This is a genomic window from Herbidospora sp. NBRC 101105 (genome assembly GCF_030269205.1).
Taxonomy (GTDB): Bacteria; Actinomycetota; Actinomycetes; order Streptosporangiales; family Streptosporangiaceae; genus Herbidospora; species Herbidospora solisilvae.
Window position 1 is genome coordinate 41,835 of the sequence record NZ_BSSX01000002.1, and the last position, 23,188, is coordinate 65,022.

Annotated in this window: 22 protein-coding genes; 8 read left to right on the forward strand and 14 right to left on the reverse strand. The window is 70.4% G+C overall.

What is annotated here, in order from left to right:
* Window positions 1-4: 4 nt before the first annotated feature.
* From QSK34_RS09305 to QSK34_RS09330, 6 genes are all read right to left on the reverse strand, one after another.
* Window positions 5-904, reverse strand: a complete 900-nt coding sequence (locus tag QSK34_RS09305; protein WP_030453918.1) for an ABC transporter permease — start codon at window positions 902-904, stop codon at window positions 5-7.
* Window positions 901-1,905, reverse strand: a complete 1,005-nt coding sequence (locus tag QSK34_RS09310) for an ABC transporter permease (RefSeq protein WP_030453919.1) — start codon at window positions 1,903-1,905, stop codon at window positions 901-903. Before QSK34_RS09310 ends, QSK34_RS09305 begins: the two co-directional genes overlap by 4 nt.
* Window positions 1,902-3,692 carry an ABC transporter substrate-binding protein gene (locus QSK34_RS09315; RefSeq protein ID WP_285582226.1) on the reverse strand — a complete coding sequence of 597 codons (1,791 nt, stop codon included), beginning with the start codon at window positions 3,690-3,692 and terminating at the stop codon, window positions 1,902-1,904. The genes QSK34_RS09310 and QSK34_RS09315 overlap by 4 nt, the downstream gene beginning before the upstream one ends.
* Before the next feature lie 109 nt (window positions 3,693-3,801).
* On the reverse strand, window positions 3,802-4,692 hold the full coding sequence (locus QSK34_RS09320) for a MurR/RpiR family transcriptional regulator (RefSeq protein WP_285582228.1): 891 nt from the start codon (window positions 4,690-4,692) through the stop codon (window positions 3,802-3,804).
* Window positions 4,689-6,158: a glycoside hydrolase family 3 N-terminal domain-containing protein gene (locus QSK34_RS09325; RefSeq protein ID WP_285582230.1), complete on the reverse strand. Its 1,470-nt coding sequence runs from the start codon at window positions 6,156-6,158 to the stop codon at window positions 4,689-4,691. The genes QSK34_RS09320 and QSK34_RS09325 overlap by 4 nt, the downstream gene beginning before the upstream one ends.
* Window positions 6,148-7,071, reverse strand: a complete 924-nt coding sequence (locus QSK34_RS09330) for an N-acetylglucosamine kinase (protein ID WP_285582233.1) — start codon at window positions 7,069-7,071, stop codon at window positions 6,148-6,150. Before QSK34_RS09330 ends, QSK34_RS09325 begins: the two co-directional genes overlap by 11 nt.
* Window positions 7,072-7,212: 141 nt before the next feature.
* On the opposite strand from QSK34_RS09330, the gene QSK34_RS09335 reads away from it, so the two are divergent.
* Genes QSK34_RS09335 through QSK34_RS09345 form a run of 3 tightly spaced genes read left to right on the forward strand, consistent with a single transcriptional unit; the run spans window position 7,213 to window position 9,120 of the window.
* Entirely contained in the window at window positions 7,213-8,169 is a 957-nt protein-coding gene (locus QSK34_RS09335; protein ID WP_285582236.1) for an iron-containing redox enzyme family protein, read from the forward strand.
* Window positions 8,159-8,356 (forward strand): CDGSH iron-sulfur domain-containing protein, encoded by a 198-nt coding sequence (locus tag QSK34_RS09340; protein ID WP_161484087.1) that lies wholly within the window; start codon window positions 8,159-8,161, stop codon window positions 8,354-8,356. The genes QSK34_RS09335 and QSK34_RS09340 overlap by 11 nt, the downstream gene beginning before the upstream one ends.
* On the forward strand, window positions 8,353-9,120 hold the full coding sequence (locus QSK34_RS09345) for an SDR family NAD(P)-dependent oxidoreductase (protein ID WP_285582239.1): 768 nt from the start codon (window positions 8,353-8,355) through the stop codon (window positions 9,118-9,120). Before QSK34_RS09340 ends, QSK34_RS09345 begins: the two co-directional genes overlap by 4 nt.
* Before the next feature lie 4 nt (window positions 9,121-9,124).
* On the opposite strand, the gene QSK34_RS09350 is transcribed toward QSK34_RS09345, so the two are convergent.
* Genes QSK34_RS09350 through QSK34_RS09370 form a run of 5 tightly spaced genes read right to left on the reverse strand, consistent with a single transcriptional unit; the run spans window position 9,125 to window position 13,866 of the window.
* On the reverse strand, window positions 9,125-9,877 hold the full coding sequence (locus QSK34_RS09350) for a hypothetical protein (protein ID WP_285582241.1): 753 nt from the start codon (window positions 9,875-9,877) through the stop codon (window positions 9,125-9,127).
* Window positions 9,878-9,885: 8 nt separating this feature from the next.
* Window positions 9,886-10,689 (reverse strand): hypothetical protein, encoded by an 804-nt coding sequence (locus QSK34_RS09355; protein WP_285582243.1) that lies wholly within the window; start codon window positions 10,687-10,689, stop codon window positions 9,886-9,888.
* Complete coding sequence (locus QSK34_RS09360; RefSeq protein ID WP_285582245.1) at window positions 10,686-11,126, reverse strand: hypothetical protein; 441 nt, start codon at window positions 11,124-11,126, stop codon at window positions 10,686-10,688. The genes QSK34_RS09355 and QSK34_RS09360 overlap by 4 nt, the downstream gene beginning before the upstream one ends.
* Complete coding sequence (locus QSK34_RS09365; protein WP_285582247.1) at window positions 11,099-12,862, reverse strand: hypothetical protein; 1,764 nt, start codon at window positions 12,860-12,862, stop codon at window positions 11,099-11,101. The genes QSK34_RS09360 and QSK34_RS09365 overlap by 28 nt, the downstream gene beginning before the upstream one ends.
* Window positions 12,859-13,866: an AfsR/SARP family transcriptional regulator gene (locus tag QSK34_RS09370; protein ID WP_285582249.1), complete on the reverse strand. Its 1,008-nt coding sequence runs from the start codon at window positions 13,864-13,866 to the stop codon at window positions 12,859-12,861. Before QSK34_RS09370 ends, QSK34_RS09365 begins: the two co-directional genes overlap by 4 nt.
* 240 nt (window positions 13,867-14,106) lie before the next feature.
* Between QSK34_RS09370 and QSK34_RS09375 the strand changes: the two genes are divergently transcribed.
* A complete protein-coding gene (locus QSK34_RS09375; protein ID WP_285582252.1) occupies window positions 14,107-14,343 on the forward strand; it encodes a DUF397 domain-containing protein in 237 nt (78 codons plus the stop codon).
* A 66-nt stretch (window positions 14,344-14,409) separates the two neighbouring features.
* On the opposite strand, the gene QSK34_RS09380 is transcribed toward QSK34_RS09375, so the two are convergent.
* The 3 genes from QSK34_RS09380 to QSK34_RS09390 form a co-directional block, all read right to left on the reverse strand.
* Window positions 14,410-15,348 (reverse strand): helix-turn-helix domain-containing protein, encoded by a 939-nt coding sequence (locus QSK34_RS09380; protein ID WP_285582254.1) that lies wholly within the window; start codon window positions 15,346-15,348, stop codon window positions 14,410-14,412.
* A gap of 113 nt (window positions 15,349-15,461) precedes the next feature.
* A complete protein-coding gene (locus QSK34_RS09385) occupies window positions 15,462-17,177 on the reverse strand; it encodes a VanW family protein (RefSeq protein ID WP_285582256.1) in 1,716 nt (571 codons plus the stop codon).
* A 57-nt stretch (window positions 17,178-17,234) separates the two neighbouring features.
* On the reverse strand, window positions 17,235-17,708 hold the full coding sequence (locus QSK34_RS09390) for a low molecular weight protein-tyrosine-phosphatase (protein WP_285582258.1): 474 nt from the start codon (window positions 17,706-17,708) through the stop codon (window positions 17,235-17,237).
* A gap of 229 nt (window positions 17,709-17,937) precedes the next feature.
* On the opposite strand from QSK34_RS09390, the gene QSK34_RS09395 reads away from it, so the two are divergent.
* From QSK34_RS09395 to QSK34_RS09410, 4 genes are all read left to right on the forward strand, one after another.
* On the forward strand, window positions 17,938-20,343 hold the full coding sequence (locus tag QSK34_RS09395; protein WP_285582259.1) for a M14 family zinc carboxypeptidase: 2,406 nt from the start codon (window positions 17,938-17,940) through the stop codon (window positions 20,341-20,343).
* Between the two features lie 163 nt (window positions 20,344-20,506).
* Entirely contained in the window at window positions 20,507-22,111 is a 1,605-nt protein-coding gene (locus tag QSK34_RS09400) for an arylsulfatase (protein ID WP_285582273.1), read from the forward strand.
* 1 nt (window position 22,112) lies between these two features.
* Entirely contained in the window at window positions 22,113-22,442 is a 330-nt protein-coding gene (locus tag QSK34_RS09405) for a cupin domain-containing protein (RefSeq protein ID WP_285582274.1), read from the forward strand.
* Window positions 22,439-23,179 carry an aminoglycoside 3'-phosphotransferase gene (locus QSK34_RS09410; RefSeq protein WP_285582275.1) on the forward strand — a complete coding sequence of 247 codons (741 nt, stop codon included), beginning with the start codon at window positions 22,439-22,441 and terminating at the stop codon, window positions 23,177-23,179. Before QSK34_RS09405 ends, QSK34_RS09410 begins: the two co-directional genes overlap by 4 nt.
* The last annotated feature ends 9 nt before the right edge of the window (window positions 23,180-23,188 follow it).

The following is a 23,188-nucleotide window of genomic DNA, read 5'->3' on the forward strand; positions in this document are numbered from 1 at the left end:
CGGCCTACTCCTCACGCAGACGTGGGTTGAAGATCTCGTCCATCGCGTCGACGACCAGCACGATGCCGAGCGTCAGCAGCAGGATCGCCAGCAGCGGCGCCAGCAGGTAGGGCAGCGCGGCCGTGCTCGACAACGCGCCGCCGCCGAAGACCGACAGGTTGAGCATCACGCCCCAGTTGTTGGCGTCGAAGGGCAGCACGCCCAGGAAGAACAGGCCCACCTGCGCGTAGATCGCGCCGGTGACCGCGATCAGCATGTTCATCGCGATGTACGGCGCCATCGAGGGCAGCAACTCGCGCACCACGATGTGGCGGGTCGGCAGCCCCAGGCCCTTGGCCGCCTCGATGAAGCCGCGCTCCCGCAGCGAGAGCGACTGTGACCGGACCGCGCGGGCGATGCCGCCCCAGCCGAGCAGGCCGAGCACCACGCCCATCTCGATCGGGCTGGTGAACTTCCAGACCGTCGAGAGCACCAGCAGCAGCGGCAGGCCGGGGATGGTGAGCTGGAGGTCGGTGAGCCGCATCAGGACGGTGTCCCAGCGTCCTCGGTGGAACCCGGCCAGCAGGCCGATGAGGGTGCCCAGGGCGACCGTGATCACGGCCGTGGCCAGGCCCGCGAGCAGCACGTAACGGGTGCCGGTGACGACCAGGGCGAGCACGTCGGTGCCCTCGAAGTCGGTGCCGAACGGGTGGGCCCAGCTCGGCGAGGCGTAGAGCGCGTTGTCGTCGCGCGGCAGCGGGTTCGGGTAGAGCAGCGGGCCGAACACGCCCATGAACACGAACAGGACGACGATGGCGACGCCGACCATGCGGCTCGGCTTGCGCCGCAGCACCCGCCCGACGCCGCGCCAGAAGTTGCGGCGCAGCGAGATGGGCGCGGGCGCCACCGGGGACGTGACGGTCATGCCTCGGCTCCCTTGCGGACTCGGGGGTCGATGACGGCGTACAGGAGGTCGGCCGCGATGTTGGCGACGACGATGGCGACGGTGAGCACCAGGAACGTGCCGCCCATCAGGGCGTAGTCGCGGGCGCCGATGCTGTTGACCAGCAGCAGGCCCAGACCCGGGTAGTTGAAGATCGACTCGATGAAGATCGCGCCGCCGAAGAGCAGGCCCAGCGACAGGGCCAGGATCGTGAACAGCGGCAGGATCGCGTTGCGGGCGATGTAGCGGAACAGGATGCCCCGGCTCATGCCGCGCAGTTCGGCGGCCATGATGAAGTCGTCGCCGAGCACGGTCGCCACACTCGACTTCATCGCCAGGATCCACCCGCCGTAGCTGGCCAGCGCGTAGGTCAGCACCGGAAGGGTGGCGTGCTGGATCAGCGAGGCGATGTAGGGCCCGTTGAAGCCCGGGGCGAAGTCGATGTCGACCGGGCCGCCGGCGGGCAGGATCGGCCACAACGTGGAGAAGACGGCCACGACCAGCAGGCCGATGACGTACTGCGGGATGCCGTGCAGCAGCGAGCCGGAGATCGCCAGGGCGTCGCCCAGCTTGCCCGACCGCTTGATCGCCGCGTAGACGCCCAGGGTCACGCCCAGCAGGAAGCTCAGCAGCGTGCCGCCGAGCACCGGCAGGATCGTCCACTTCGCGGCCGACCCGATCAGCGTCGCCACCCCCGTGCCGGGGGTGCTGAGCGACTGGCCGAGGTTGCCGTGGAGCAGGCCGTTCAGATAGTCGGTGTACTGGTCCCACAGGCTCCCGGTCGGCAGGAAGCCGTAGAGGGCCGCGGTGGAACGTTCCGCCTGGTCGGGTGACATGCCCTGTTCGATGAGCTTCTCGTACTGGCCCCTGACGGGGTCACCCGGGATGTTGCGGATGATCACGAAGCTGAGCGTGGTGACCACCCAGATCATGGCCAGGCCGCGAAGCAGGTGGCCGGAGAGCCGCCGGACGACGGTTTTCATCGGGTCCCCTGTTCCTTGATCAGGCCGAGCTGCATCCACACGCCGGCCGGCAGGCGAAGCACGTCGCTGTCGTTGGGCGGCCACCCGGTGAAGCGGGTGTCGTTGACGAACTGGGTGTTGACGTAGTCGTACAGCTGGATCACCGGCAGGTTCTGGTTGGTCAGCCGGGCCAGGGTGCCGACGATCTGCTTCTGCTGCGCGGGCGTGGCGGCGTTGAGCTCGTTGGTGAGCGCGCCCGGGTTGACCCCGTCGAGGGTCTCGGGGCCGCCCATCCAGTTGCCCTCCTTGCCGGGGGGCACGCGGGTGAGGTTCCCGGCGAGCAGCTGCCAGCCGTTGGCCGCGCCGTAGATGCGCTGGTAGATGTTGTACGGCGCGGGCCCGAGCGCCATCAGCCACAGGCCGATGTCATACTTCCCGGCCGCCAGCTCGTCGAGGTAGAGCGTGTAGTCGGCCGAGGTCAGCACCGACGCCTGGATCCCGTGGTCGTTGAGCTGGCTGGTGATCGCCTTGGCCGCCGCGACCCAGTCGGAGAACGAGGCCGGCACGTGCAGCTCCACGACCCAGGGCGACCCGTCGGGCATGGTCCACCTGCCGTTCTGGAACTTCATTCCGGCGGCCTTCAGCTCCTGCTCCGCCTTGGCGGGGTCGGGCTTGTACTGGTCGAGGCCGTTGATCGAGTCGCCCAGCCACGACTTGGCCGCCTCGGCGTGGATGCCGGTCGTGGTCTGCGACGGGGTGCCGCCCTCGGGCGAGGCGACCTTGGTGACCTGCGAGCGGTCGATCAGGTAGGCCAGCGCCTTGCGGACGTGCACGTTGTCGTACGGCGCCTTCGTCTGGTTGAACGCCATCGACACGGCGACCGGCGAGAAGCCCTTGACGACCTCGTTGCCGTCGGTCTGCCGGATGCGGTTCAGCACGCCGCTCGGCACCGCCGTGAAGGGCGCGCTGTCGAGGCGCCCGGCGATCAGGTAGTTCCAGATCTGCTGGTTGCCGGTGTAGTTCAGCACCTTCACCCGGTTGGGGGCGATCTTGTCACTGGCCCAGAAGTGCTTGTTCTTGACCAGCAGCGCCTCGCCCGGGTTCACCCGCTCCAGCACGAACGGCCCGGCCGAGACGTCCTTGGCCGGGGCGAAGGAGATGACCTTCTGCGCCAGCCCGGTGATCGAGGCCTTGGCCTTCTCGGCGGCGGGGCCGCTCCCCCGGGCCAGCTTGAGCTGGGTCCAGAAGTCGGCCGGCAGCAGCGAGCCGAACACGTGGGCCGGGACGACCACGGTCGACAGGACGTTGCGCAGGAACGTGTTGCTCTTGTTGGCGCCCTGGGTGACCTTCACCGTGTGGGGGTCGACGACCACCACGTCGGCCGCCGCTCCGGCGGCCTTCGGGTCGACCGCGTAGGCGGTGCCGCCCTGGGTGTAGGCCAGGCCGATCGAGGTCTTCACGTCCTGGCTGGTCACGGGCTTGCCGTCGGACCACTTGGCGTTGGGCTGGAGGTGCACCACGACCTCGCTCTGGTCGGGCGTGGTGGTCCAGCTCCGGGCGATCCCCGGGTAGAACTGGTTGGGGTCGACCGGGTCGTTCTTGGGCCAGGCCAGCGACATGGCGTCGTAGCCGAGGAACGTGTTGCCCTGCGGGTTGAACGGGTTGATCGGCGCGGTGGCGTCGATCTGCTTGGCTCCGTCGATCGTGGTGTAGACGCCCGCGTCACCGGACCCCCCCACGCCGCTGCACGCGGTGCCCGTGGCGGTAGCGATCACCGCCACGGCTGCGATCGCCGCGAGTCGTCTCATGAACTGCTCCTGGTTGCCGGTTTATCTGGACGATACGGGCGGCTTCCGGAGAGGTCAATTTTTTTCACCCGTGGCGACGGATGTGGAGTTAATTTTTACCAACAGCCATCTAGCTGCGATGACGCTTTTCGGCGTAACGATCGAGAGCGTCCTTGGTGACCCGAAGGGCGGCGTCGGCGGCGGTGAAGGTGCGCTGGGCGACGCCCACGAAGATGCAGTCGACGATGAGGAGCTGGCTGATCCGGGAGGCGAGCGCGCCCGGCCGGAACTCGGTCTCGCGGCCCGCCGAGACCAGGACATGACCCGCCAGCCCCGCCAGCGTGGAGCGCGGGTTGTTGGTGATCGCCACGACGGTCGCGCCCGCGTCGCGGGCGGCCCTGACCGGCTCGACGACGTCGGCCGTCTCGCCGGTGCAGCTCACCGCCACCCAGACGTCGCCGGGCGTGGCCAGCGCGGCGGCCGTCAGGGCGAGGTGGACGTCGGTGAACGGGTGCCCGGCCCGGCCGATGCGCATCAGCTTCTGCGCCATGTCGGCCGCGACCAGCCCGGAGGCCCCCACGCCGAGCATGCTGACCCTCCTGGCCTCGACGATGACGTCCACGACCTCGCCGAGCCGTTCGGGGGCGAGCTGGGCGGCGGTGTCGGCGATGGCGTCCGACTCGGCGCGGGTGACCTTCGCGATCAGGTCGGCGAGCGGGTCGGAGGGGGCCAGGTCGCCCGGCACCAGCCGGTCGGCCGCCCGCTGCGACTGGCTCTGCGCCGAGGCCGCCGCGAGCGCCAGGCGCAGCTCGGAGTAGCCCGAGAAGCCCAGCGCGCGGGCGGTCCGCACGATCGTGGCCTGGCTGGCGCCGGAGGCGGCGCTGAGCTCGGTGATCGTGCTTCTGGCGACCATCGCGGGATCGTCGAGGATCAGCCGGGCGATCGACCGCACCGACGGGGTGAGCGAGGGCAGCACCGCCCGCACGCTCGCCACCAGGTTCGCGGCTGTCGGTCCGCTCATGGGGGGCTCTCCTTCTCGGGGGGTCGGCGGGCCAGCCGGCGCGCGGCGGCCCTGGCGGAGGCGCGGGAGTTGCCGTGGGTGGCGACGTAGCCGGCCCCGGCCGGGGGGCCGGGCAGGCCGGTCTCGACGACGATCGCGTCGGGCCGGGTCTCCAGGGCCCGGCCCAGCACCTCCCTTATCCAGCCGTGCCGGGCGGCGTCCTGGACGACGACCACGAGGGGGCGGTCGGCGCCGAGGTCGGGGAGGGGGTCGCCGACGGTGACGGAGACCGCCTGGGTGCCGGGGAGGAGTTCGGCCAGCGCGCGGGCGACGCCGGGCGGGGTGCCGCTGTCGGCGGCCTGGTGGGGGCGGGCGGTGACCTCCACGACCAGAGGGGCCCGGTCGAGGCGGGGTTCGCCCACCACGTGGAGGGCGGCGAAGGCGGCGGTGAGGCCCAGATCGTCGTCGGGCTCGGCCGCGGCGGCGGCCCTGGCGGCGGCCTGGCCCGCGTGCCAGCCGACGAGGTCGCGCACCCGCTGGGAGGCCTCGGCCAGGCGTTCCTCCGGGAGCCGTCCCAGCCGGACGGCGGCCACGATGGCGTCGCGGAGGGCGTACACGGACGAACCGTCGGCGGAGGAGATGCCCGCGCAGACCGCGTCGGCCCCGACGGACAGGGCGCGCACGGCGATCTCCTCCGGCGGCCAGTGGGCGGCGACCGCCCGCATCTCGATCGCGTCGGTCACCGCGAGCCCCCGGAAGCCCAGCGTCTCGCGGAGCAGCCCGGTCATGACGGCGCGGCTCAGCGTCGCGGGCACGTCGTCGAGGGCGGGCACGAGCAGGTGCCCGACCATGATCGCCCGCACCCCGGCGTCGATCGCGGCCCGGAAGGGGCGCAGGTCGCGTTCGGCCAGGATGTCGGCGGACACGTGGACGGTCGGGAGCTCCACATGGGAGTCGGCGATCGTGTCGCCGTGGCCGGGGAAGTGCTTGGCGCAGGCCGCCACGCCCGAGCCCTGGAGGCCGCCGACCCAGGCGGCGGTGTGCCGGGCGACCAGCTCCGGGTCGGCGCCGAACGAGCGCACGCCGATGACGGGGTTGTCGGGATTGGCGTTCACGTCGGCGACGGGGGCGTAGTCGAGGCTGATCCCGGTCGTGCCGAGGAGCCGCCCGATCCGGCGGGCGACGTGTTCGGTGACGTGGAGGTCGTCGGCGACGCCGAGGGCCCGGTTGCCCGGCCACGAGCTGCCGTCCCGCGCCTCCAGCCGGGTGACCGACCCGCCCTCCTCGTCCACCGCCACGACGACGTCGGGGCTCTCGGCCCGGATGTCGGCCACCAGGTCGGCGGTCCGCACCTGGTCGGAGAGGTTGCGGGCGAACAGCACGACCCCGCCGAGGCCGTCGCCGAGCGCCCGCCGCAGCCAGTCGGGCGGCGCGGTGCCGTCGAACCCCGGCTGGAGCACGCTCATCGCCATCCGCTCAAGCCGCATGCGCGTCCCCGATCACCCGGCGGTGCGCGTCGGCCGACGGGAAGGCCACCCGCAGCGCCAGCGCGGCGGCCCCGGCGGCGTTGTCGCGGGCCGGGATGGTCGCGACGTCGCCGAGTTCGGCCCTGACCAGCCGGGCGAGCTCGGTCGGCCGGGTGAGCAGCGACCCGGCGAGGACCATCGGGCCGGGGCCGGGCCCGAGCGCGCGGGCCGTGGCGGTGAGCCGGCGGGCGGCGTCGACGAGGATCGCGATGGCCGCCTCGTCGCCGTAGCGGGCGGCCTCGTCGACGATCGGCGCGAACCGGCCGAGGGAGGCGGGGCCCTGGTCGGCGACCTGGGCGTACACGCGGGAGACGATCTCGTCGGGCGAGCGGCCGAGGTCGAGCCGGTCGACCAGGTCGGTGCGCACGCCGCGGCCGTCGAGCGACTTCAGGGCGGCCGTCACGGCCTCGCGGCCGATCCAGACGCCGGAGCCCTCGTCGCCGACCAGCCAGCCGTGGCCGTCGGCGACCCGGACCACGTCCCACCCCGCGATGCGGGCCGCGACCGAACCGGTGCCCGAGAGCAGGACGGCGCCGTCGGGCTCGGCCGTCGCCCCGGCGAAGGCCACGAGCACGTCGGCCACGACGAACGGGCGCCCGGGGAGCCCGGCCGCCCGCCAGGCCTCCGCCGCGAGCTTCCCGGCCCGCCCGGAACCCGAGCCCGCCAGGCCGAACACGCCGGCGACGACCCGCGCGGGGTCGAGCCCCCGCATGGCCTCGCGGAGCGCGGCCAGCAGGCTGGCGGCCGGATCGGCGGCCGAGACCACGTTCGCGCCCGCGGCCAGGCCGCGCCCGGCGACCCGGCCGTCCTGGCCGACGACCACACATCGGGTGCTGGTGCCCCCGCCGTCGACTCCGATGATCAAAGCTGTCACAGCGCATCCCCCTGGAAATACCTTCCAAGAAGGTATAAGAGGATGAAGATTTCCTACAACGACCACGCTGTTAGCCTCGTCACTTCCGGCGGCGCACACCCCATATGCGGTTATGGCTCGCAAGCCGGGTATGGGGATCGAATGGGACACCTGCCCCGGCCCCGAGGGCCGATCTCCGAGGGGATCATCTCCGCGTTGTCCGGCGGGCCCCTGCCGCCCGCCGGAGCCCCCGACCCGTTCGGGGAGGACCTCCAGTTGTCCCTGTACGTCTGCTACGAACTCCACTACCAGGGCTTCGACGGCGTGGACCCCGCCTGGGAGTGGGACCCCGGCCTGCTGGGCCTGCGCCGCGACCTCGAACGGGTCTTCCTGACGGCGCTGCGCGACGGCGTCGAGGGCGGCGCCGACGTCGAGGCCGCCGTCGACGCGGCCATGATCGACTCCCCCGGGGGCGTCTCCCACTTCCTGGAGGACAAGGGCGAGCTCTGGCACCTGCGCGAGTACGTCGTCCACCGGTCGATCTACCACCACAAGGAGGCCGACCCGCACGCCTTCGCGATCCCCCGCCTGACCGGCCAGGCCAAGGCCTCACTGGTCGCCGTCGAGTTCGACGAGTTCGGCGGCGGCCGGTACGCCCGCATGCACTCCAAGCTGTTCTGCGATTTGATGCGCGCCCTCGGCCTCGACGACTCCTACCTGGCCCGGCTCGACGACGTCCCGGCGCCGATGCTGGCCGTGGTCAACATGATGTCCCTGTTCGGCCTGCACCGTTCGCTCCGGGGCGCCCTGGTGGGCCACTTCGCGTCGGCCGAGATCACCACCTCGCCGAGCGCGGCCCGGATGGCACGCGCGCTCGACCGCCTGGGGGTCGCGGAGACGGTGTTCTTCACCGAGCACGTGGAGGCGGACGCCGTCCACGAACAGGTGCTGCGCCGCGACGTCGTCGGCGACCTGCTCCGGCGGGAACCGGAGCTGGCGGGCGACGTCGTCTTCGGTTTCCAGGCCACCGACCTGGTGGAGAGCCGCTTCGGCGCGCACGTGCTCGCCGCGTGGGACGCGGGCCGCACCTCGCTGCGGGAGGCCCCCGATGGCCGATGAGACCCGGATCAGGATGATCACCGGCGGCCCGATCCTGGTGGAGGGCCCGGTGGAGATCACCCTCGACGACGGCCGGGTGATCCGCAGCGACCGCTTCATGGTCGCCCTGTGCGCCTGCAAGCGCAGCCGGACCTACCCCATCTGCGACACCAGCCACCGGCCGAAACACCGCAGGGGAGAGTCATGAACATCGATCTCACGGGCAAGACCGCGCTGGTCACCGGATCGACGCAGGGCATCGGCCTGGCCATCGCCACCGGCCTGGCCCGCGCGGGCGCGAGGGTCGGCGTGAACGGCCGCAACCCCGAGCGGGTCGAGAAGGCCGCCGCGGAAGTGGGCGGCGTCCCGGTCGTCGGCGACGTGGTGGAGGGCGCCGACGAGGTGCTCAAGGCCCTGCCCGAGGTGGACATCCTGGTCAACAACTTCGGCGTCTTCGAGTCGCGCCCCGCCCTGGAGATCACCGACGGGGAGTGGCGCCGTTACTTCGAGGCCAACGTCCTGTCGGCGGTCCGGCTGACCCGCGCCTACCTGCCCGGCATGAAGAAGCGCGGCTGGGGCCGGATCCAGTACATCGCCAGCGACTCGGCCGTGGTGACCCCCGAGGAGATGATCCACTACGGCATGTCGAAGACGGCCCTGCTGGCCGTCTCCCGCGGCTTCGCCAAGGAGGCGGCGGGGACCGGGGTGACGGTCAACAGCGTCATCGCCGGCCCGACCCACACGGGCGGCGTGGAAGACTTCGTGTACAGCCTGGTCAGCCGGGACCTGCCGTGGGACGAGGCCCAGCGCGAGTTCATGCGCCGGCACCGTCCGCACTCGCTGATCCAGCGGCTGATCGAACCGGAGGAGATCGCCAACATGGTGACCTACCTGTCGTCGCGGCAGGCCTCGGCGACGACGGGCGGGGCGCTGCGGGTGGACGGCGGCTACGTGGACGCGATCCTGCCCTAGACGATCAGATGTCGTCGGCCGATCTGGGGAATCTGAGGCGCTCCTCCTCAAGAGGGCTCCACAGTTCGACGAATCTCCTCTTCGCCGCCGTAGCGGACCGCGAGAAGGACTCGCCCCGGTCGAGGTTCATGGTGCCCGTGCAACCCCGTCGCTGGTGGGCGCGCGCGGCAGAGAGATACGCCCGGTCGGCGTTGTACGAGGCCCGCACCGCCTCCGTGAGGGCCTCCTTGAGCTCCGGCCCGTTCCTCAGCAGATTCACTTCAAGCGTCGCCACCTCGCCCAGTTGACGCTCGCGTGCGTCCGTCACCGCCTGGATCGTCTCCAGGCCCCCGGACTCGCATCGTCGTGCGGCCTCGATCGCGGGGCCGAGATTCTGCCGTGCCGCCTGGCTGCCAGAAAGCAACGAGTCGATGGCGGTGAACTGATCGAGTTCGGTCTGCTCGACCACGGCCTGCTGCGGAATCGGCGCCGGAGACTCCGACGGCGAGGCCAGCGCGCTGGTGACCGGCGGCACCGCGCCGATGGCGGGCGTCGCCGCGCTCTGCGGCCTGGCCGGTGTGGACGACGACGTCCACCAGGCCAGGCCCACCAGCGCAAGGATCATCGTGAGCACGATGACGGGAAGGGCGGGCGCGATCCCGTATCTCACGGCCGGGCGCACCTCGCCGACCAGCACGGCATGGCATATCGGACAGCGGTCCAGAGGGGTGGGGACACCGCATCGACCGCACAGCCAGTCCTGCGTGACGCTCGTCATGGCGGCCCTCAGTCCTTCGCCGGGTCGTTGAAGATCGAACCGGGGACGGGGTCCGGGACCGGCAGGCCCATCATCTCGAGGGTCTTGCGCATCACGGTCTCGCTCCGCACGGTGAACTCGTAGACGTCGGCGGCCTGCTGGGCGTCGATGATGTTCTTGATCACGTCCAGCAGCCGCTCGGCCTCGGACCTCCGATCCTCGAGCAGCCGCTCGGTGGTTTCGGCGATCCCCGCGCCCCCCTCCGCCAGGCGGACGGCGTAGGGGGTGAGCCAGTCGTCCAGGCCCTCGTTCAGGAAGTCGCGCCAGAGTCGCCGAAGTTCGCGCATCGAGGCGATGTCCCGCCGCATCTGCTCGGCGGCGTCCTCCAGTCGGATGCGCGTCAGCCAGGCGGCCTGCCGCTGGTCGAGGATGGGCTGCGCCGGGGTCAGGCGGCAGACCGCGGTGCAGTCGATCTGCACGCCGCCCTCGAACACCCGCAGACCGTTCAACCGCCGGTTGACCTCGGTCTCCGCCTCTTCGGCGTGGTGAGGCGGATATGTGCGGGCGATCCCCCGGATGGTGTCGTCGACGAAATTCCGCCAGCGCTCACGGTGCCGGCCGATCTCCTTTTCCAACGCCGATTCCGGTTGCGGTCCGAAGGCCGTCCATTGAAGGCGGGCCGTCACGAAGAAGGGCATGGCATCGGTCTGCGCCGGTGTGTGGAAGGTGAAGGGCAGGTCGATGCGGTGGATGCGCACGGGCTGGATCACCTCCTCGGTCGGCCGGAACCACGACCGGAATCGTCCCGGCCGGCGGGTCAGTTCGGAGGTCATCGGGAGTCTCTTCCATCCAGGTGGGCAAGCAGGGTGAGCATGGTCTGGCGGGAGATCCCCCGTGTCCCCCACCAGTTGAGGTGGAACCGCAGCGCACGCCGAATCTCGGGGTCTTCGCCCAGGTCGGCGGCGAGACGGCCGACGACGCCGGCCAACTCGGGATAGTGATCGGCGATGGTGACCCAGCGGAACAGGGCCTTCCAGGCGGGGCCGCGCGTCATGCGATCCGCGAGCGCGTTCCGCCACAGGTCGAGCACGGGAATCCGGTGTTCCCCGTCGGCCAGCATCGTCGACAACAAGGGGCGTTCGTCCGCAGCGCTGACCCGGGCCCGCGCCAGCACGACGAGCGCGTCGGCCGCCGTCCGGGAAAGTTGCCCGTCGGCCGCCTTCGTCCAGGAGGACAGGTCGGTCACGACCCTGACATGCGCACCGGCCACGAACAGTTCGTGCAGCGACTGGACGACGGCCCGGGACAGTTGCCTCTCGACGAAGCGGCGATCCGGCGCAGTCCGAGCAGTGCGTCGTCGATGTACCACAGGCCAAGCGTGGAGCCGAAGGCCCGCACCGCGACCGAGCGGCGGCCGAGGGACTCCCGTGTCCAGCGCAGCAGCCGGCGCCGGACCTCCTCGGTGAAGAAGGGCTCGAACGCGGCCGATTCCAGTGCCCAGGCCGCCGCCCAGTGGGTCCGCACCCGGTCCGACCGCACCCATGGGCCAAGGAAGCGGTCGTCCACGGCGGCGAAGTCGTAGGTGGCGAGCTTGCCGACCGCCTGCGCGCTGGCCATGCGCACATCGAAGTCGGCGTCCTCACAGAGTCCTTCGAGCAGATCCAGGAAGGGGCCGCGGAGGACGGGGTGATCCAGCCACGCCGACTCGAGGATCTTGGGGCCCAGCCGGGCGTCGCGGAACCGGACCAGCCGGTCCCACGGTCCGCTGCCGTAGACGATCTCGGCGCGCGCGTACTTCAGCCAGTCGGGGGCCGACTGGTCGAAGGCGGACCAGAGGTCGCCTTCGGGCAGCCGTTCGGGCTCCGGGACGCCGATCTTCTCGGCCAACCGCACCGCCACCGCGTCGACCACGGTCTGCGGCCTGCCGTCGAGCACGGCCAGGGACAGCAGGAAGCTGCGCTGGTAGACCGTGCGGCGGTGCTGATGGGCGGGCTCGCTCTCCTTCTCGGCCATCGTGCCGCCCAGCAGTTCGGCCGCCTGTTCCCTGAGGCGCTGGGGTTGCAGGTTCAGGACTTCGTCCAGCACCTCGGCCGGATCTCCACCGTCACGTAACCGGCGGACGAGGGCGTGCGCCAACGCCGCGCCGTCGCCCGGGCGGGCGGCGGTGGCGAGTTCCTCCCGCACCCGCGGATCGGCGGCCAGGCCGTATGCGACCTGGGCGAGGTCCGCCGGCACCTTTCTGAGACCGTAGGCCAGGCACCGTTCGAAGACGTCGAAGGCCGGTGGGGCGACGTGCGCGTGGATGTACCGCGCCCGCTGTTCGGAGCTGAGCACGGAACGCTCGTTCAGCACCACGACCATGGCGGCCTTGGTCTGTTCGGCCAGCCAGACGAGGTGGCGGAAGACCGCCTCGTTGTGCGTCCTGGTCCATTCCGCGGCGCCCGCGTCCAGCAGATAGGCCGTGCCGGGGGTCAGGTCGTCGGCTCGGAGCCGCCGAGGGTTGTCGGCGGCCATGAGGTGCGCGACCTTCGCCCCGCCGGCTTGGCGCAGGGCGAATCGGGCCAGCCCGGCCAGGGCGACGGTTCTGCGGCCGGTCCCCGATGGACCGAAGGTGCCGAGCACCGCGCCGGGGACCAAGGCGGCGTCGAGAGCGTGCAGGGTGTCGCAGGTCGCGACGTACACGAGTCGGTCGAGCTCCTCAGGGGAGAGCAGGATGGTCTGCGGGCGCTCCTCGGGGCCGGCGCCGAAGAAGGTGATGTTGTCCGCGGAGTAGACCCGTGCGCCGGGGCCCGGCATCGAGAAATTCGTGCCGATGTGGTCGCGGTCGCCGTGCAGCCGATTGAGGTTCTCCCGGTGCTGTTCCCGTTCCCGCTCGCTGAACCCGTCGCCCTCGTCGGACCGGCCGTCGTCCTCGTACTTGAGCTTCTCCGAGCCGTGCTTCTTCTCCTCGGGCTCGGAGGCCGGTCCGGCGGCCGGAACGGGCTGCTCGTCGTCCTGGTCGGTCACGGGCTGTCCGCCGCGCCGTCGGTGAACTTCATCTCGTCGGCCGAGTAGATCGTCGCGCCCGTACCGGAGATCTCGAAGTTGTTCTTGACGGCCTTGGCGTTGGCGCCCGTCTGCATGAGCTCGACATGGTCAATGTGCGGGAAGGGCTGCACGGGCGGGGTGGGCTGTTCCTCGGTCATGAGAGCTCCTCGGAGAGGTCGGGCGATCGCGACCGGGGCGGTCGTGAGCGGCAGGTCGAGCACGGGGTTGTCGCGTTTGATGTCCTGGAACAGCGTCTTGAGCCGCCGGTCGACCGCACCGCCGTACTCCATGACGCGGTCGCGGGCACGTTCCAGTTCGGTCAGCGCCTCTTCGGATCTGCCGTCGCGGTGGAGGGCGAGCATCAGAAGGTAGACCACCGTCTGGTCGAGGTCTGGTCCGTTGACCATCGCCTGCAGCTCCGGCAGGACGTCCCGATGACGCCCGAGTTCGAGTTCGGCCTCGAGGCAGCCGAGCCGGACCATGCGGAACAGACCTCTGAGCCGTTTCTGGTGTTCGTCCACCTTCGGGCCGACCAGTCCGGCGAGGGGTTCGCCACCGTAGAGTCCCCGGTAGCCCGGACCCCACACCGCCATCGCCTCGCGGGACAACCGGACGAACAGGGCGAGGTCACGCGGGCGGGCCTGACGTGCCTGCTCGGCGAGTTGCTCGAATCTCTCGACGTCGATGTGGATCGTGGCCGCGTGCTCGTCGAAGCGGTAGGTGGTCTTGGCGTTGCGCGGGATGAGGTTCTCCGACTCGGGAGCCACAGACCTGATCGCGGCCCGGAGGTTGCGCACGTGCTCGTGCACCGCCTCAGGATCGGCCTCCAGGTCGCTGGTGGCGGAGATCCACTCGATCATCTGCCCCGTGGTCAGCGACTTGTCGATCGCCAGAGCGGACACGACGACGCGCGCCTTGGGGGTGAGGGGGACGTCCCGCTCGTCGACCCGCAGAGACACCCGTCCCAGGAGTGATATGTCCACCCGAGTAGAACTTGTCATGAGATTTCGCCATTCGTCAGATGATTGACAGCCCTAGCGATCGATTTACTGATATAGCGCATCAGGCCATGGAAATCTTGGTTTCCCGGGAGTCCGGGAGAAACGCCCGGAAAAGGTCCGGAGATCCTCCGGAGAAAACCAAGATCAACACCCAGGATCCGTCGCTTTGATGGACGTGTCGAGGGCGGAAAGCCCGCCCCGGCCGATCGACGGAGGTAACACATGAACAAGCGGAAGAGCAGCTTCAGCGGGCCCGTGGGCGAGTGCGTCGAGGTGGAGGTGGTCAGCGTCATCAAGGTCCGGGACACCAAGGACCCGCAGGGCCCGGCCCTGTCGTTCACCCCCGGCGAGTGGCGGGCCTTCTGCGCCGGAGTGCGCGGAGGGGAGTTCGACGTCCGCGCGGCCGGCTTCGTCCGGCCGGCCTGGTCCCGGTACCCGTGGATCCGGCGGAACAGCTAGGACCCCGCGGGGCCGCGTCCACCCAGGCGCGGCCCCGCCCCCCTCTCCGGACCCCCATCAATTACCTCAAAAAGCCATGTTCTCCGCATTACGGATTTCGTTCTGCATTTCGGCGGCGAGCCTCCCCAGAAAAACGCGGACGTCGTCACCGAACAGGGCCATTTCCGCAAGCAGCGACCAGCGCCTGCGATAGCGCTCGACATCGGCGTCGGAAATCGTCAGCCGCGCGTGGTCGGTCTCCACCTCCACGTAGACGTCGGAGCCGTCCGGATCGTCATCGCCCCCGTAGATGACGAACCCGTGCAGCGGCATCACCAACGCGGTGGCGTTCTGGGGGATCACCCCGATCCTGACCGTCTCGAGCGTGCTCACGGAGGCGATCCGGTCGAGCTGGGCGGGCAACAGGCTGGCCGGCCCCGGCCTGGCGCGCAGAGCGCTCTCGGTGATCAGGAACTCGAAGCGCCGGTCCACGTCGTAGAGCGCCTCCTGTCGTCGTATGCGGCCGGCGGTCGCCGCCGCGAGGTCGCCCTTGCCGTACGGGTGCTCGTACAGACCGAACACCGCTCGCGCGTAGGCCGCGGTCTGAAGCAGGCCGGGCACCACCATGCACTGGAAGTTCCGCACCAGCGTGGCCTCGGACTCCTGCCTCCGGACGTCGTCCTGAAGGTGGGCCTTGCCCCGCGTCGCCCCGCGCCAGGTGTGCACTTCGTACACAACGGCCTGGGTCAGGTCGGCCAGCCGGTCGCGTGTCTCGGCGGGGGCCTGGACGGCTTCCACCCAGCGCCGAACCTCCGGCAGGGAGGGGATCGTCGCCCCAGATTCGATACGCGACACCTTCGACTGACTGATCTGGATGAGGTCGGCGAGTTGCCGCCCCGACAGACCGGCCAGGTCGCGCAGGCCACGCAGTTCGCCGGCGAGCCGGCGTCGCCGGGTCTGGGATTCGCTCCCGTCTCCCTCGAACGCATCGGCCGCACCGTCTCCCCAACGATCCTGTTGATTCATTTTCTCCCAGATCTATGCGGATTCAATCAGAGGCCACGACAGGCGTCAACGCCCTGACCGGCGACATCAGGGAGCATAGCGATTCAGAATGATTCAACCCAGTCCGGGGATCGTCAGTCCTCGCAGGTGAGAACCGGTTCGGCGTCGTAGACCGTGTGGAACTTCTCGCGCCGGACCTCCTTGCCGTCCTTCTTGAACACCCGGGTCACGTCGATCGAGAAGCCCTGCGCGCCCCCCATCGGCAGGCAGTCGGGCCCCGAGTCCGTGATGGGCGGGGCCGTGGTCACGTTGTACGGCCCTGAGCTCTCCGCCTCGATGTCCCACCGCTTGGTGCTCCAGAACGTCACCGTCACCGACGTCGAGGTGTACGACGTCGTCACCAGCACCCCGTACTTGGAGTCGTTCTTCCAGCGGAAGTCCGGTTGCGGATACGACACCGTCGACTCGCGCCCGGCCGGGTAGCGGGAGATGTAGTACTGGTGCGCCATGTGCTGGACGTCCTCGAAGCCGCCGAAGAAGACCGCGTTGAACATGGTCGTCACGAACTGGGAGATGCCCCCGCCGACGTCGTTCACGAACCGGCCGCTGGAGATCATGGGGGCCGGGACGAAGCCGCGCGCGGTGTCACGCTTGCCGACGGTGCCGTTGAGGGAGAAGGTCTCCCCCGGCATCACCAGGTGGTGGTCGAGGATGTCGGCGATGGTGTGGATGTTGGTCACCCGGGGGGCGCAGCACGGGTGATGGGTGGTGTACGTCGACACCTTCTCCTTGATGCCGAGCGCCTTGGCCTTCTCCGTCGTCAGTTCCGGCTCGCTGGTGGTGAACGACACCTCGACGGTACGGCTGCCGCCTCCCGTCACCACCGCCTCGACCGAGGTCTTCAGCGCCGCCGCGTCGACCCCCTGGCCGGTCTGCGACGGCACGACCACCGGCTTGCCCTTGACGATTTTGAAGGTGGCGTCCTTGGGGGCCTTGGCCGCGTCGACCAGGCGTTCCTCGACCCCCGCCAGGGCCTTGCGGGCGTTGAAGGCAGGCCGTAACTCGCCCTGCTCGTCGGGCAGGAAGCGGAGGTTGGCCGCGACGACGGCGCTGGAGAGTTCGGCCGACCGGCGGCCGTTGGTCAGCGTGATCGCACCGGTCGCCTCCTTGGCGGTGGAGGCGGCGAAGCGGCGCATCACGTCGGCCGTCGTGTACGGCTCGACGACGCCGAGCGGGAGGGAGACGGCCTGGGCGCCGTCGAGGTAGGCCTGCCGGAGCTTCCCGGCGGCGTCGGCCTGGTCGACGGCGCGTCCGCTTGCGGGGGTGACGACCCGGGGCGTGAGGCCCCGGTAGAGGATGCCGCCCTGGCGGGCCGGGCGGTCGGCCCCCTCGGCGATGGCGGCGACGGAGGCCTTCAGGCGCTCCTCGTCCACCTTGAGCCGCAGCGGGACCTCCCGCCGCCCGAACAGCGCCTGGAGCGAGTCGACCACGCCGCCCTGCGCGGCGGCCACGGTGCCCTGGAGGTCGAAGGCGAGCCCGGCGTCGCCGGGGCTGACCTCGGTCTCCTTGCCGCCGGCCGTGACCGTGATCGGCCGGTCGGCGCGGGCGGCGAGTTCGGCCGCCAGCCTCTCCTCGGCGTGGGCCGGGTCGAGGCCGCCGATGTCGATCCCGGCGACGAAGGTGTTGCGGGGCAACTCCCCGGCGAACGCCACGGCCGGGCCGCCGACGGCCCCGACCAGCGCCAGGACGACCAGGCCGGTGATGATCAGCGGGGTCCGCGACCGGCGTCCCGGCTCGGGCGGCGGCACGCTCCGGCCGACCCCGCTGGCCCCATCGGTCACGTACGTCACAGCCGCCTCCCACCCATTTCGGGCATTTTATGGGGCTTGGGCGACCTATCTGACTGCCTAGGAAGTCAGCCGGGTTTTTATCTCCGCGATGAGCCCGGGGGCCGCCGCCTCGATCTGGACGCGCACTTTCTCGAAGTCGGCGCGGCCCCCGTAATAGGGGTCGGCGACGTCGGGGGAATCGGCGCCGGGGTCGAATTCGCGGAGCAGCCGGACTTTCTCCCGGTCGGCCGCACTCGGGGCCATGGAGCGCAGGTCGCGCAGGTGTCCGCCGTCGAGGGCGATGATCAGGTCGTACCGGCCGAACCACAGGGCGCGGAACTGGCGGGCGCTGTGGGCGCTGGTGTACCCCGCCCGGCGCAGGGCCGCGATCGTGCGGTGGTCGGCGGGTTTGCCGATGTGCCAGCCCTGCGTGCCGGAGCTGTCGACCTCGACGTCGAGGGCGGCGTCTTCGAGGTGGCGGCGGAGGATGTGCTCGGCCATCGGGGAGCGGCAGATGTTGCCGGTGCAGACGAACGTCACGCGAAAGACCACGACGCGAAGCCTATACCTGAGCGATTTGTCACTCAATGTCCGTATAGACCATTTAGTTATCGAAACTTCCCAAATCGGTTGTTTCGACAGCTTGACGGTGATCATCTTTTGGGCGAAGACTTCAAAAATACTCTGCGTGCCCTCTCCCGCCCGGTAGAACCTCGCCTGGCAGGCACGCTCATCTGGAGGAACTTCAGTGAGGATCGTTCCCCGAAGGAGGAGCCGCCGATTGGCGGTCGGCCTCGCCATCCCCATCGCCCTGGTGCTCAGCCCGCTGCCGAGCCTCGCCGACCCGGTGCCACCGGTCAGCGCGGTCCCCGCGGACCGGCAGCCCGCCGGCGACCAGAACGGTGTCGCGCTGATTCGCATCATCGTTCCCGACCAGGCGGGAGTCGACCGCCTGAACGAGCTGGGCGTCGACCTCGCCGAGTACAAGAAGCCCGTCGATGAGGGCCTCGAGGTCCACGCGGTGCTCAGCCCGGAGGAGGCCCAGGCGCTCCGCGACCAGGGCTTCGACCTGCGCGGCACCATCTCCGACCAGAGCGACGTCGCCGAGAACCAGGCGCAGCGGCGCCAGGCCCTCGCCCGCATCGCGGCGGCGGAGGCCGCCGACAGCGACAAGCTGACCGTGCTGCGCTCGGAGTGGTTCACCAACACCGGCAACCAGCGCTTCCTGTCGGTCGAGGTCAAGTCGAGCGCCGTGGACGCCGAGACCGTGCTCACTGTGAGCTGGGACAACGGACCGGGCACCGAGCCCGGTTCGGGCGGCACCGCCACGATGAGCCGCTTCACCGACGCCGGCCAGTACATGTACCACCGCTTCAACTCGCCGCTGCCGATCAACACCGCTCCCTCGAAGGTGACGATCACCAGCAACCGCGGCGGCACCGTCACGGTCGACGTGAAGGAGTGGCTCGGCGCGCCGCAGAAGGCGCCCAGCCCCCACTACGTCTCGGACTTCATCGACCACTACATGGACCCGACGGAGATCACCGACCGCATCGTCGGCCTCGCCGCCGAGTTCCCGAAGATCGCCGAGATCGTCGACCTGCCGTACAAGACCAACGGCTACCGTCGCCTGGCCCAGGCGCAGTTCGGCGGCACCGGCGCGTCCGCGTTCTACGTGAGCTCCAAGGTGTACGGCCACGAGGGCGGCAACGACATCACCTTCGCGCTGACCAACCCCGGCAGCGCGAGCAGCCCGCTGTCCGTCGCGGTCAACGGCAAGGCGATCTCGGTCAGCCTCGGCACCGACGCCGCCGGCGCGGTCAACAGCACCTCCAAGCAGGTCGTGGACGCCGTCAACGCCAGCGCGCCCGCCGCGGCCCTGGTGAAGGCCAGCCTCTACCGCGCCAACACCGGCGCCGCCGTGGCGCCCACCGCCGCGACGACCGCGCTGACCGACGGCCTCAAGGCCCCGGCGAACATCTCGCGCGAGCCCTTCCAGACCAAGGCGATCCGGATCGGCCGCGACCGCGACGGCTCCAAGACCGGCGTCTTCCTGTACTGCCAGGAGCACGCCCGCGAGTGGGTGACCCCGATCACCTGCCTGGAGACCGCCGAGCGGCTGCTGCGCAACTACGCGCACGACCGCACGACCAAGGACCTGGTCGACGACCTCGACATCTTCGTCCTGCCGGTCACCAACCCCGACGGCGCGCACTACAGCTTCTACGACTTCAACTCGCAGCGCCGCAACATGACCAACCACTGCCCCGAGAACAACGGCGACCCCGGCCGCCGCAACTCGTGGGGTGTGGACCTGAACCGCAACTTCTCCGTCGGTTCGCTCACCGACGGCTACAGCGGCGCCTCGTCCTCCTGCACCAGCGACACCTTCGCCGGCCCGGCGGAGCTGTCGGAGCCGGAGGCCAAGAACGAGGTCTGGCTGACCCACCAGTTCCCGAACATCAAGTTCGCGATGAACACCCACTCGTACGGCGGCTACTTCATGTGGCCTCCGGGCGCCTACAAGGCGGCCGGCCGTGAGCTGCTGCCGCGCGTCGACTTCGGCACCGAGAACTACTTCTGGGACGCCTCGTCCGAGATCCTTTCGGCCGTCCAGTCCTGGCGTGGCACGGGCATCTGGCCGGGCCGCACCGGCCCCGTCCCGGACGTGCTCTACTCGGCCGCCGGCAACAGCGCCGACGAGCACTGGTACAACCGCGGCATCATCGGCTGGGACTTCGAGGTCGGCGCCGACCTCTGGAACCCGACGACCAAGCGCTTCGAGCCCGTCGGCTTCCAGCCGCCGTTCGCCGAAGGGCACCAGGAGGCCATGGAGTTCGCCAACGGCCAGATCGCCATCCTGAAGGTCGCGAGCGAGTTCGCCGACGACGGCAAGCGGCCCACCTCCAGCCTGGTCAAGGTGTCGAGCGGTCCGGGGACCGCGACCTTCACCTTCTCGGTGAACGAGGCGGCCAACGTGTACTACACCCTCGACGGCGCCAAGCCGACGCTCCAGAGCACCAAGCTGGAGCAGGCCGGCATGCGCGAGGGCGCGGCGCACATCACCGTCGACAAGGACACCACCGTCAACTGGTTCTCGGTCGACATCGCCGGGAACGTGGAGCGGAACTACGACCCCGCCACCCGCACGGGCAACTACAGCTCGAAGGTCGTCAAGGTCGGATAACGCGTCACCAGATGGCCGCCGGGAACCCCACCCGGCGGCCATCGCCGTTCCGGTTTGATTAGAGGTTTCCCGACAGCTGGCGTGAAAAGATCAGATCCGGTACGTTCCAGCACGGCGGGCCGCAATCCCGGCTCCCCGTGCCCTCACCAGAAGCCAAGGATCAATGCTGTCCACTACCAGGCGAGGATTCCTCGCGGGCACCGGCGGTGTGTTCGCCGCCGGTCTGGCCTCCGCGAGCATGGCCCAGCCGGCGGAGGCGCGTCCCCGCGCTCCGCGCAACATCGTCCTGATCCTCGCCGACGATCTGGGCGTGAGCGAGATCGGCCCCTACGGCCAGCAGATCATCGCGACGCCGAACCTCGACCGCATGGCGGCCCAGGGCGTGCGCTTCCGCAACGCCTTCGCGGGCTCCTCGCTCTGCGCGCCCTCGCGCTGCTCCCTGCTCACCGGCCTGCACACCGGTCACGGAACGGTCCGGGAGAACCCCGAAGGGGGCCCGCAGCGTGCGCTGAACCCGGGCGACCTGACGTTCGCCGAGGTCGCGCGGCTGGCCGGTTACCGCACCGCCCTCATCGGCAAGTGGGGCTTCGGGCCCGAGCAGCCCGACCAGGACTCCCACCCGAACGTGCGCGGGTACGACGAGTTCTACGGCTACATCACCCACATCCACGCCCACCAGTACTGGCCGACGTACCTGTGGCACAACCGCGAGATGGTGGCCTTCGACGGGGCGACGTACAGCCCCGACTTCCTGCGCGACCGCGCGGTCAAGTTCATCAACGAGTCGGCCAAGGACGGCAAGCCGTTCCTGCTCCAGTTCGCCACGATCCTGCCCCACTCGCCGAGCGAGATCCCCGGCGATGCGGGCCAGTACGCCGACAAGCCCTGGACCAAGGCCAACCGCCGCCACGCCGCCCAGGTGACCCGGCTCGACGCCCACGTGGGCGACATCCTGCGGGCCCTGCGCCAGGCGGGCGTGGCCGACGACACCATCGTGATCTTCACGGCCGACAACGGCCCCCACCACGAGAAGGGCGTCGACCCGAACATCTTCAACTCCAACGGCCCCTACCGCGGCGTCAAGCGCCAGCTGTACGACGGCGGCATCCGCATCCCGATGATCGCCTACAACCCGTCGTTCAGCCCCAAGGTCGTCGAAGACCCGGTGGCGTTGTGGGACATCCTGCCGACGGTGGCCGACATCGCGGGCCTGCCCGCCCCCGCCCACCTCGACGGCCGCTCCTTCCGCGGCCTGCTGACCGGCGACCGCTACGCCGGCCACCCGTTCCTGATCTGGAACCGTCCACGGAAGATGCAGGCGATCCGGCGCGGCCACTGGAAGCTGATCCGCTTCGACCCGAACATCGCCGGCGCCGGCCCCGAGGGCCGCAACGAGCTCTACGACCTGCGCGGCGACCGGGGCGAACGCCACAACGTGGCCGACCGCCACCCGAAGCTGGTCGAGGAGCTCAACGCCCTGCTCGACGAGTCGATCGGCGCCGACCCGCGCCTCCCCTACGGCCTGTCGGCCCGCGAGGAGGCCGGCGGCGTGGTGGTCTCGCTCGCCAACGGCTCGTCCGGCCCGTGGACCAAGGTCCGCCTCTACCTCGACAAGGACGACGACAAGAGCGTCGGCCAGGAGCGCCTGGTCAAGGCCGAGTCGTTCGTGGCGACGTTCCCGAAGAAGGGCAGGGTCGCGCACGCCCGCTTCGTCGTGGACGGCGAGGAGATCCACTTCCGGACCAAGGTCCAGAAAGCCCCCTTCTGACATGCGGATCATCGAAGGCGCCGGCGTGTGGGCGGGCGCGGACGGCGACTGGACCGAGCAGCTCCGCACCCCCGACCTGTCGGTGGGCACCTACTGCATCCCGGCGGGCGGCGTCGACGACCAGAGCCCTCACACCGAAGACGAGATCTACGTCGTGACGACGGGCCGCGCCCGCATCGTGACCCCGACGGGCGAGGCGGAGGTCGGCCCGGGCGCGGTCATCTTCGTCCCGGCCGGCGAAGACCACCGCTTCACCGACGTGACCGAAGACCTGACCCTCCTGGTGGTGTTCGGCCCGGCCTACGGCTCCCGCGGCTCGTCCGCCGGATGACCCGCCCGCCGCTCGCTGCGGCGCCGACCGGCGAGGTCGAGGTCCCGGAGGCGGTACGAGCCCTCGCCGCGGGCGCGACGGTCACCCCGGTCTGGCGCAACCGGCTTGGCGGCCTCACCTTCCACGTCGGTGACCACTACGTGAAGTGGGCCCCGGCCGGCGTTTCCGGGCTCGACCTCCGGGCCGAGGCGGAGCGTCTCTCGTGGGCGTCGCGGTGGGTGAGCGTGCCCCGTGTCGTCGGCCAGGGTGCTGACGCTCAGGGATCGTGGCTGGTCACCGAGGCGCTGCCCGGCCTGTCTCCCGTCGATCCCCGGCGGCCCGTCCCGCCGGAGGTCGCCGCCGCGGCCGTCGGCCAGGGCCTGAGAACGCTCCACGACACACTCCCCGTGGCGGAGTGCCCGTTCGACTGGGGCGTCTCCACCCGCCTCGCCAGGGTCACCGAGGAGAACCGCTCCCTGCCCTCCAGCCCGCCCGAGATCGACCGGCTGGTCGTCTGTCACGGGGACCCGTGCGTGCCCAACACCCTGATCGGCGCCGACGGCTCGTTCACCGGCCACGTGGACCTGGGCTCGCTCGGGGTGGCCGACCGATGGGCCGATCTCGCCGTGGCGGCGTGGAGCATGGATTGGAACTTCGGCCCCGGCCATGACGGGCTCGTCTACGAGGCCTACGGGGTCATCCCCGACCCGGAGCGGGTCGCGTACTACCGGCTTCTCTGGGATCTCCCAACTCTATAAGTAAACTTT

Coding starts and splice junctions, on each gene's coding strand:
- QSK34_RS09335 (WP_285582236.1), top strand. CDS start 7,213: ATGGGACACCTGCCCCGGCCCCGAGGGCCGATCTCCGAGGGGATCATC.
- QSK34_RS09315 (WP_285582226.1), bottom strand. CDS start 3,692: ATGAGACGACTCGCGGCGATCGCAGCCGTGGCGGTGATCGCTACCGCC.
- QSK34_RS09345 (WP_285582239.1), top strand. CDS start 8,353: ATGAACATCGATCTCACGGGCAAGACCGCGCTGGTCACCGGATCGACG.
- QSK34_RS09355 (WP_285582243.1), bottom strand. CDS start 10,689: ATGACCTCCGAACTGACCCGCCGGCCGGGACGATTCCGGTCGTGGTTC.
- QSK34_RS09380 (WP_285582254.1), bottom strand. CDS start 15,348: ATGAATCAACAGGATCGTTGGGGAGACGGTGCGGCCGATGCGTTCGAG.
- QSK34_RS09410 (WP_285582275.1), top strand. CDS start 22,439: ATGACCCGCCCGCCGCTCGCTGCGGCGCCGACCGGCGAGGTCGAGGTC.
- QSK34_RS09400 (WP_285582273.1), top strand. CDS start 20,507: ATGCTGTCCACTACCAGGCGAGGATTCCTCGCGGGCACCGGCGGTGTG.
- QSK34_RS09320 (WP_285582228.1), bottom strand. CDS start 4,692: ATGAGCGGACCGACAGCCGCGAACCTGGTGGCGAGCGTGCGGGCGGTG.
- QSK34_RS09405 (WP_285582274.1), top strand. CDS start 22,113: ATGCGGATCATCGAAGGCGCCGGCGTGTGGGCGGGCGCGGACGGCGAC.
- QSK34_RS09340 (WP_161484087.1), top strand. CDS start 8,159: ATGGCCGATGAGACCCGGATCAGGATGATCACCGGCGGCCCGATCCTG.
- QSK34_RS09305 (WP_030453918.1), bottom strand. CDS start 904: ATGACCGTCACGTCCCCGGTGGCGCCCGCGCCCATCTCGCTGCGCCGC.
- QSK34_RS09325 (WP_285582230.1), bottom strand. CDS start 6,158: ATGCGGCTTGAGCGGATGGCGATGAGCGTGCTCCAGCCGGGGTTCGAC.
- QSK34_RS09310 (WP_030453919.1), bottom strand. CDS start 1,905: ATGAAAACCGTCGTCCGGCGGCTCTCCGGCCACCTGCTTCGCGGCCTG.
- QSK34_RS09350 (WP_285582241.1), bottom strand. CDS start 9,877: ATGACGAGCGTCACGCAGGACTGGCTGTGCGGTCGATGCGGTGTCCCC.
- QSK34_RS09375 (WP_285582252.1), top strand. CDS start 14,107: ATGAACAAGCGGAAGAGCAGCTTCAGCGGGCCCGTGGGCGAGTGCGTC.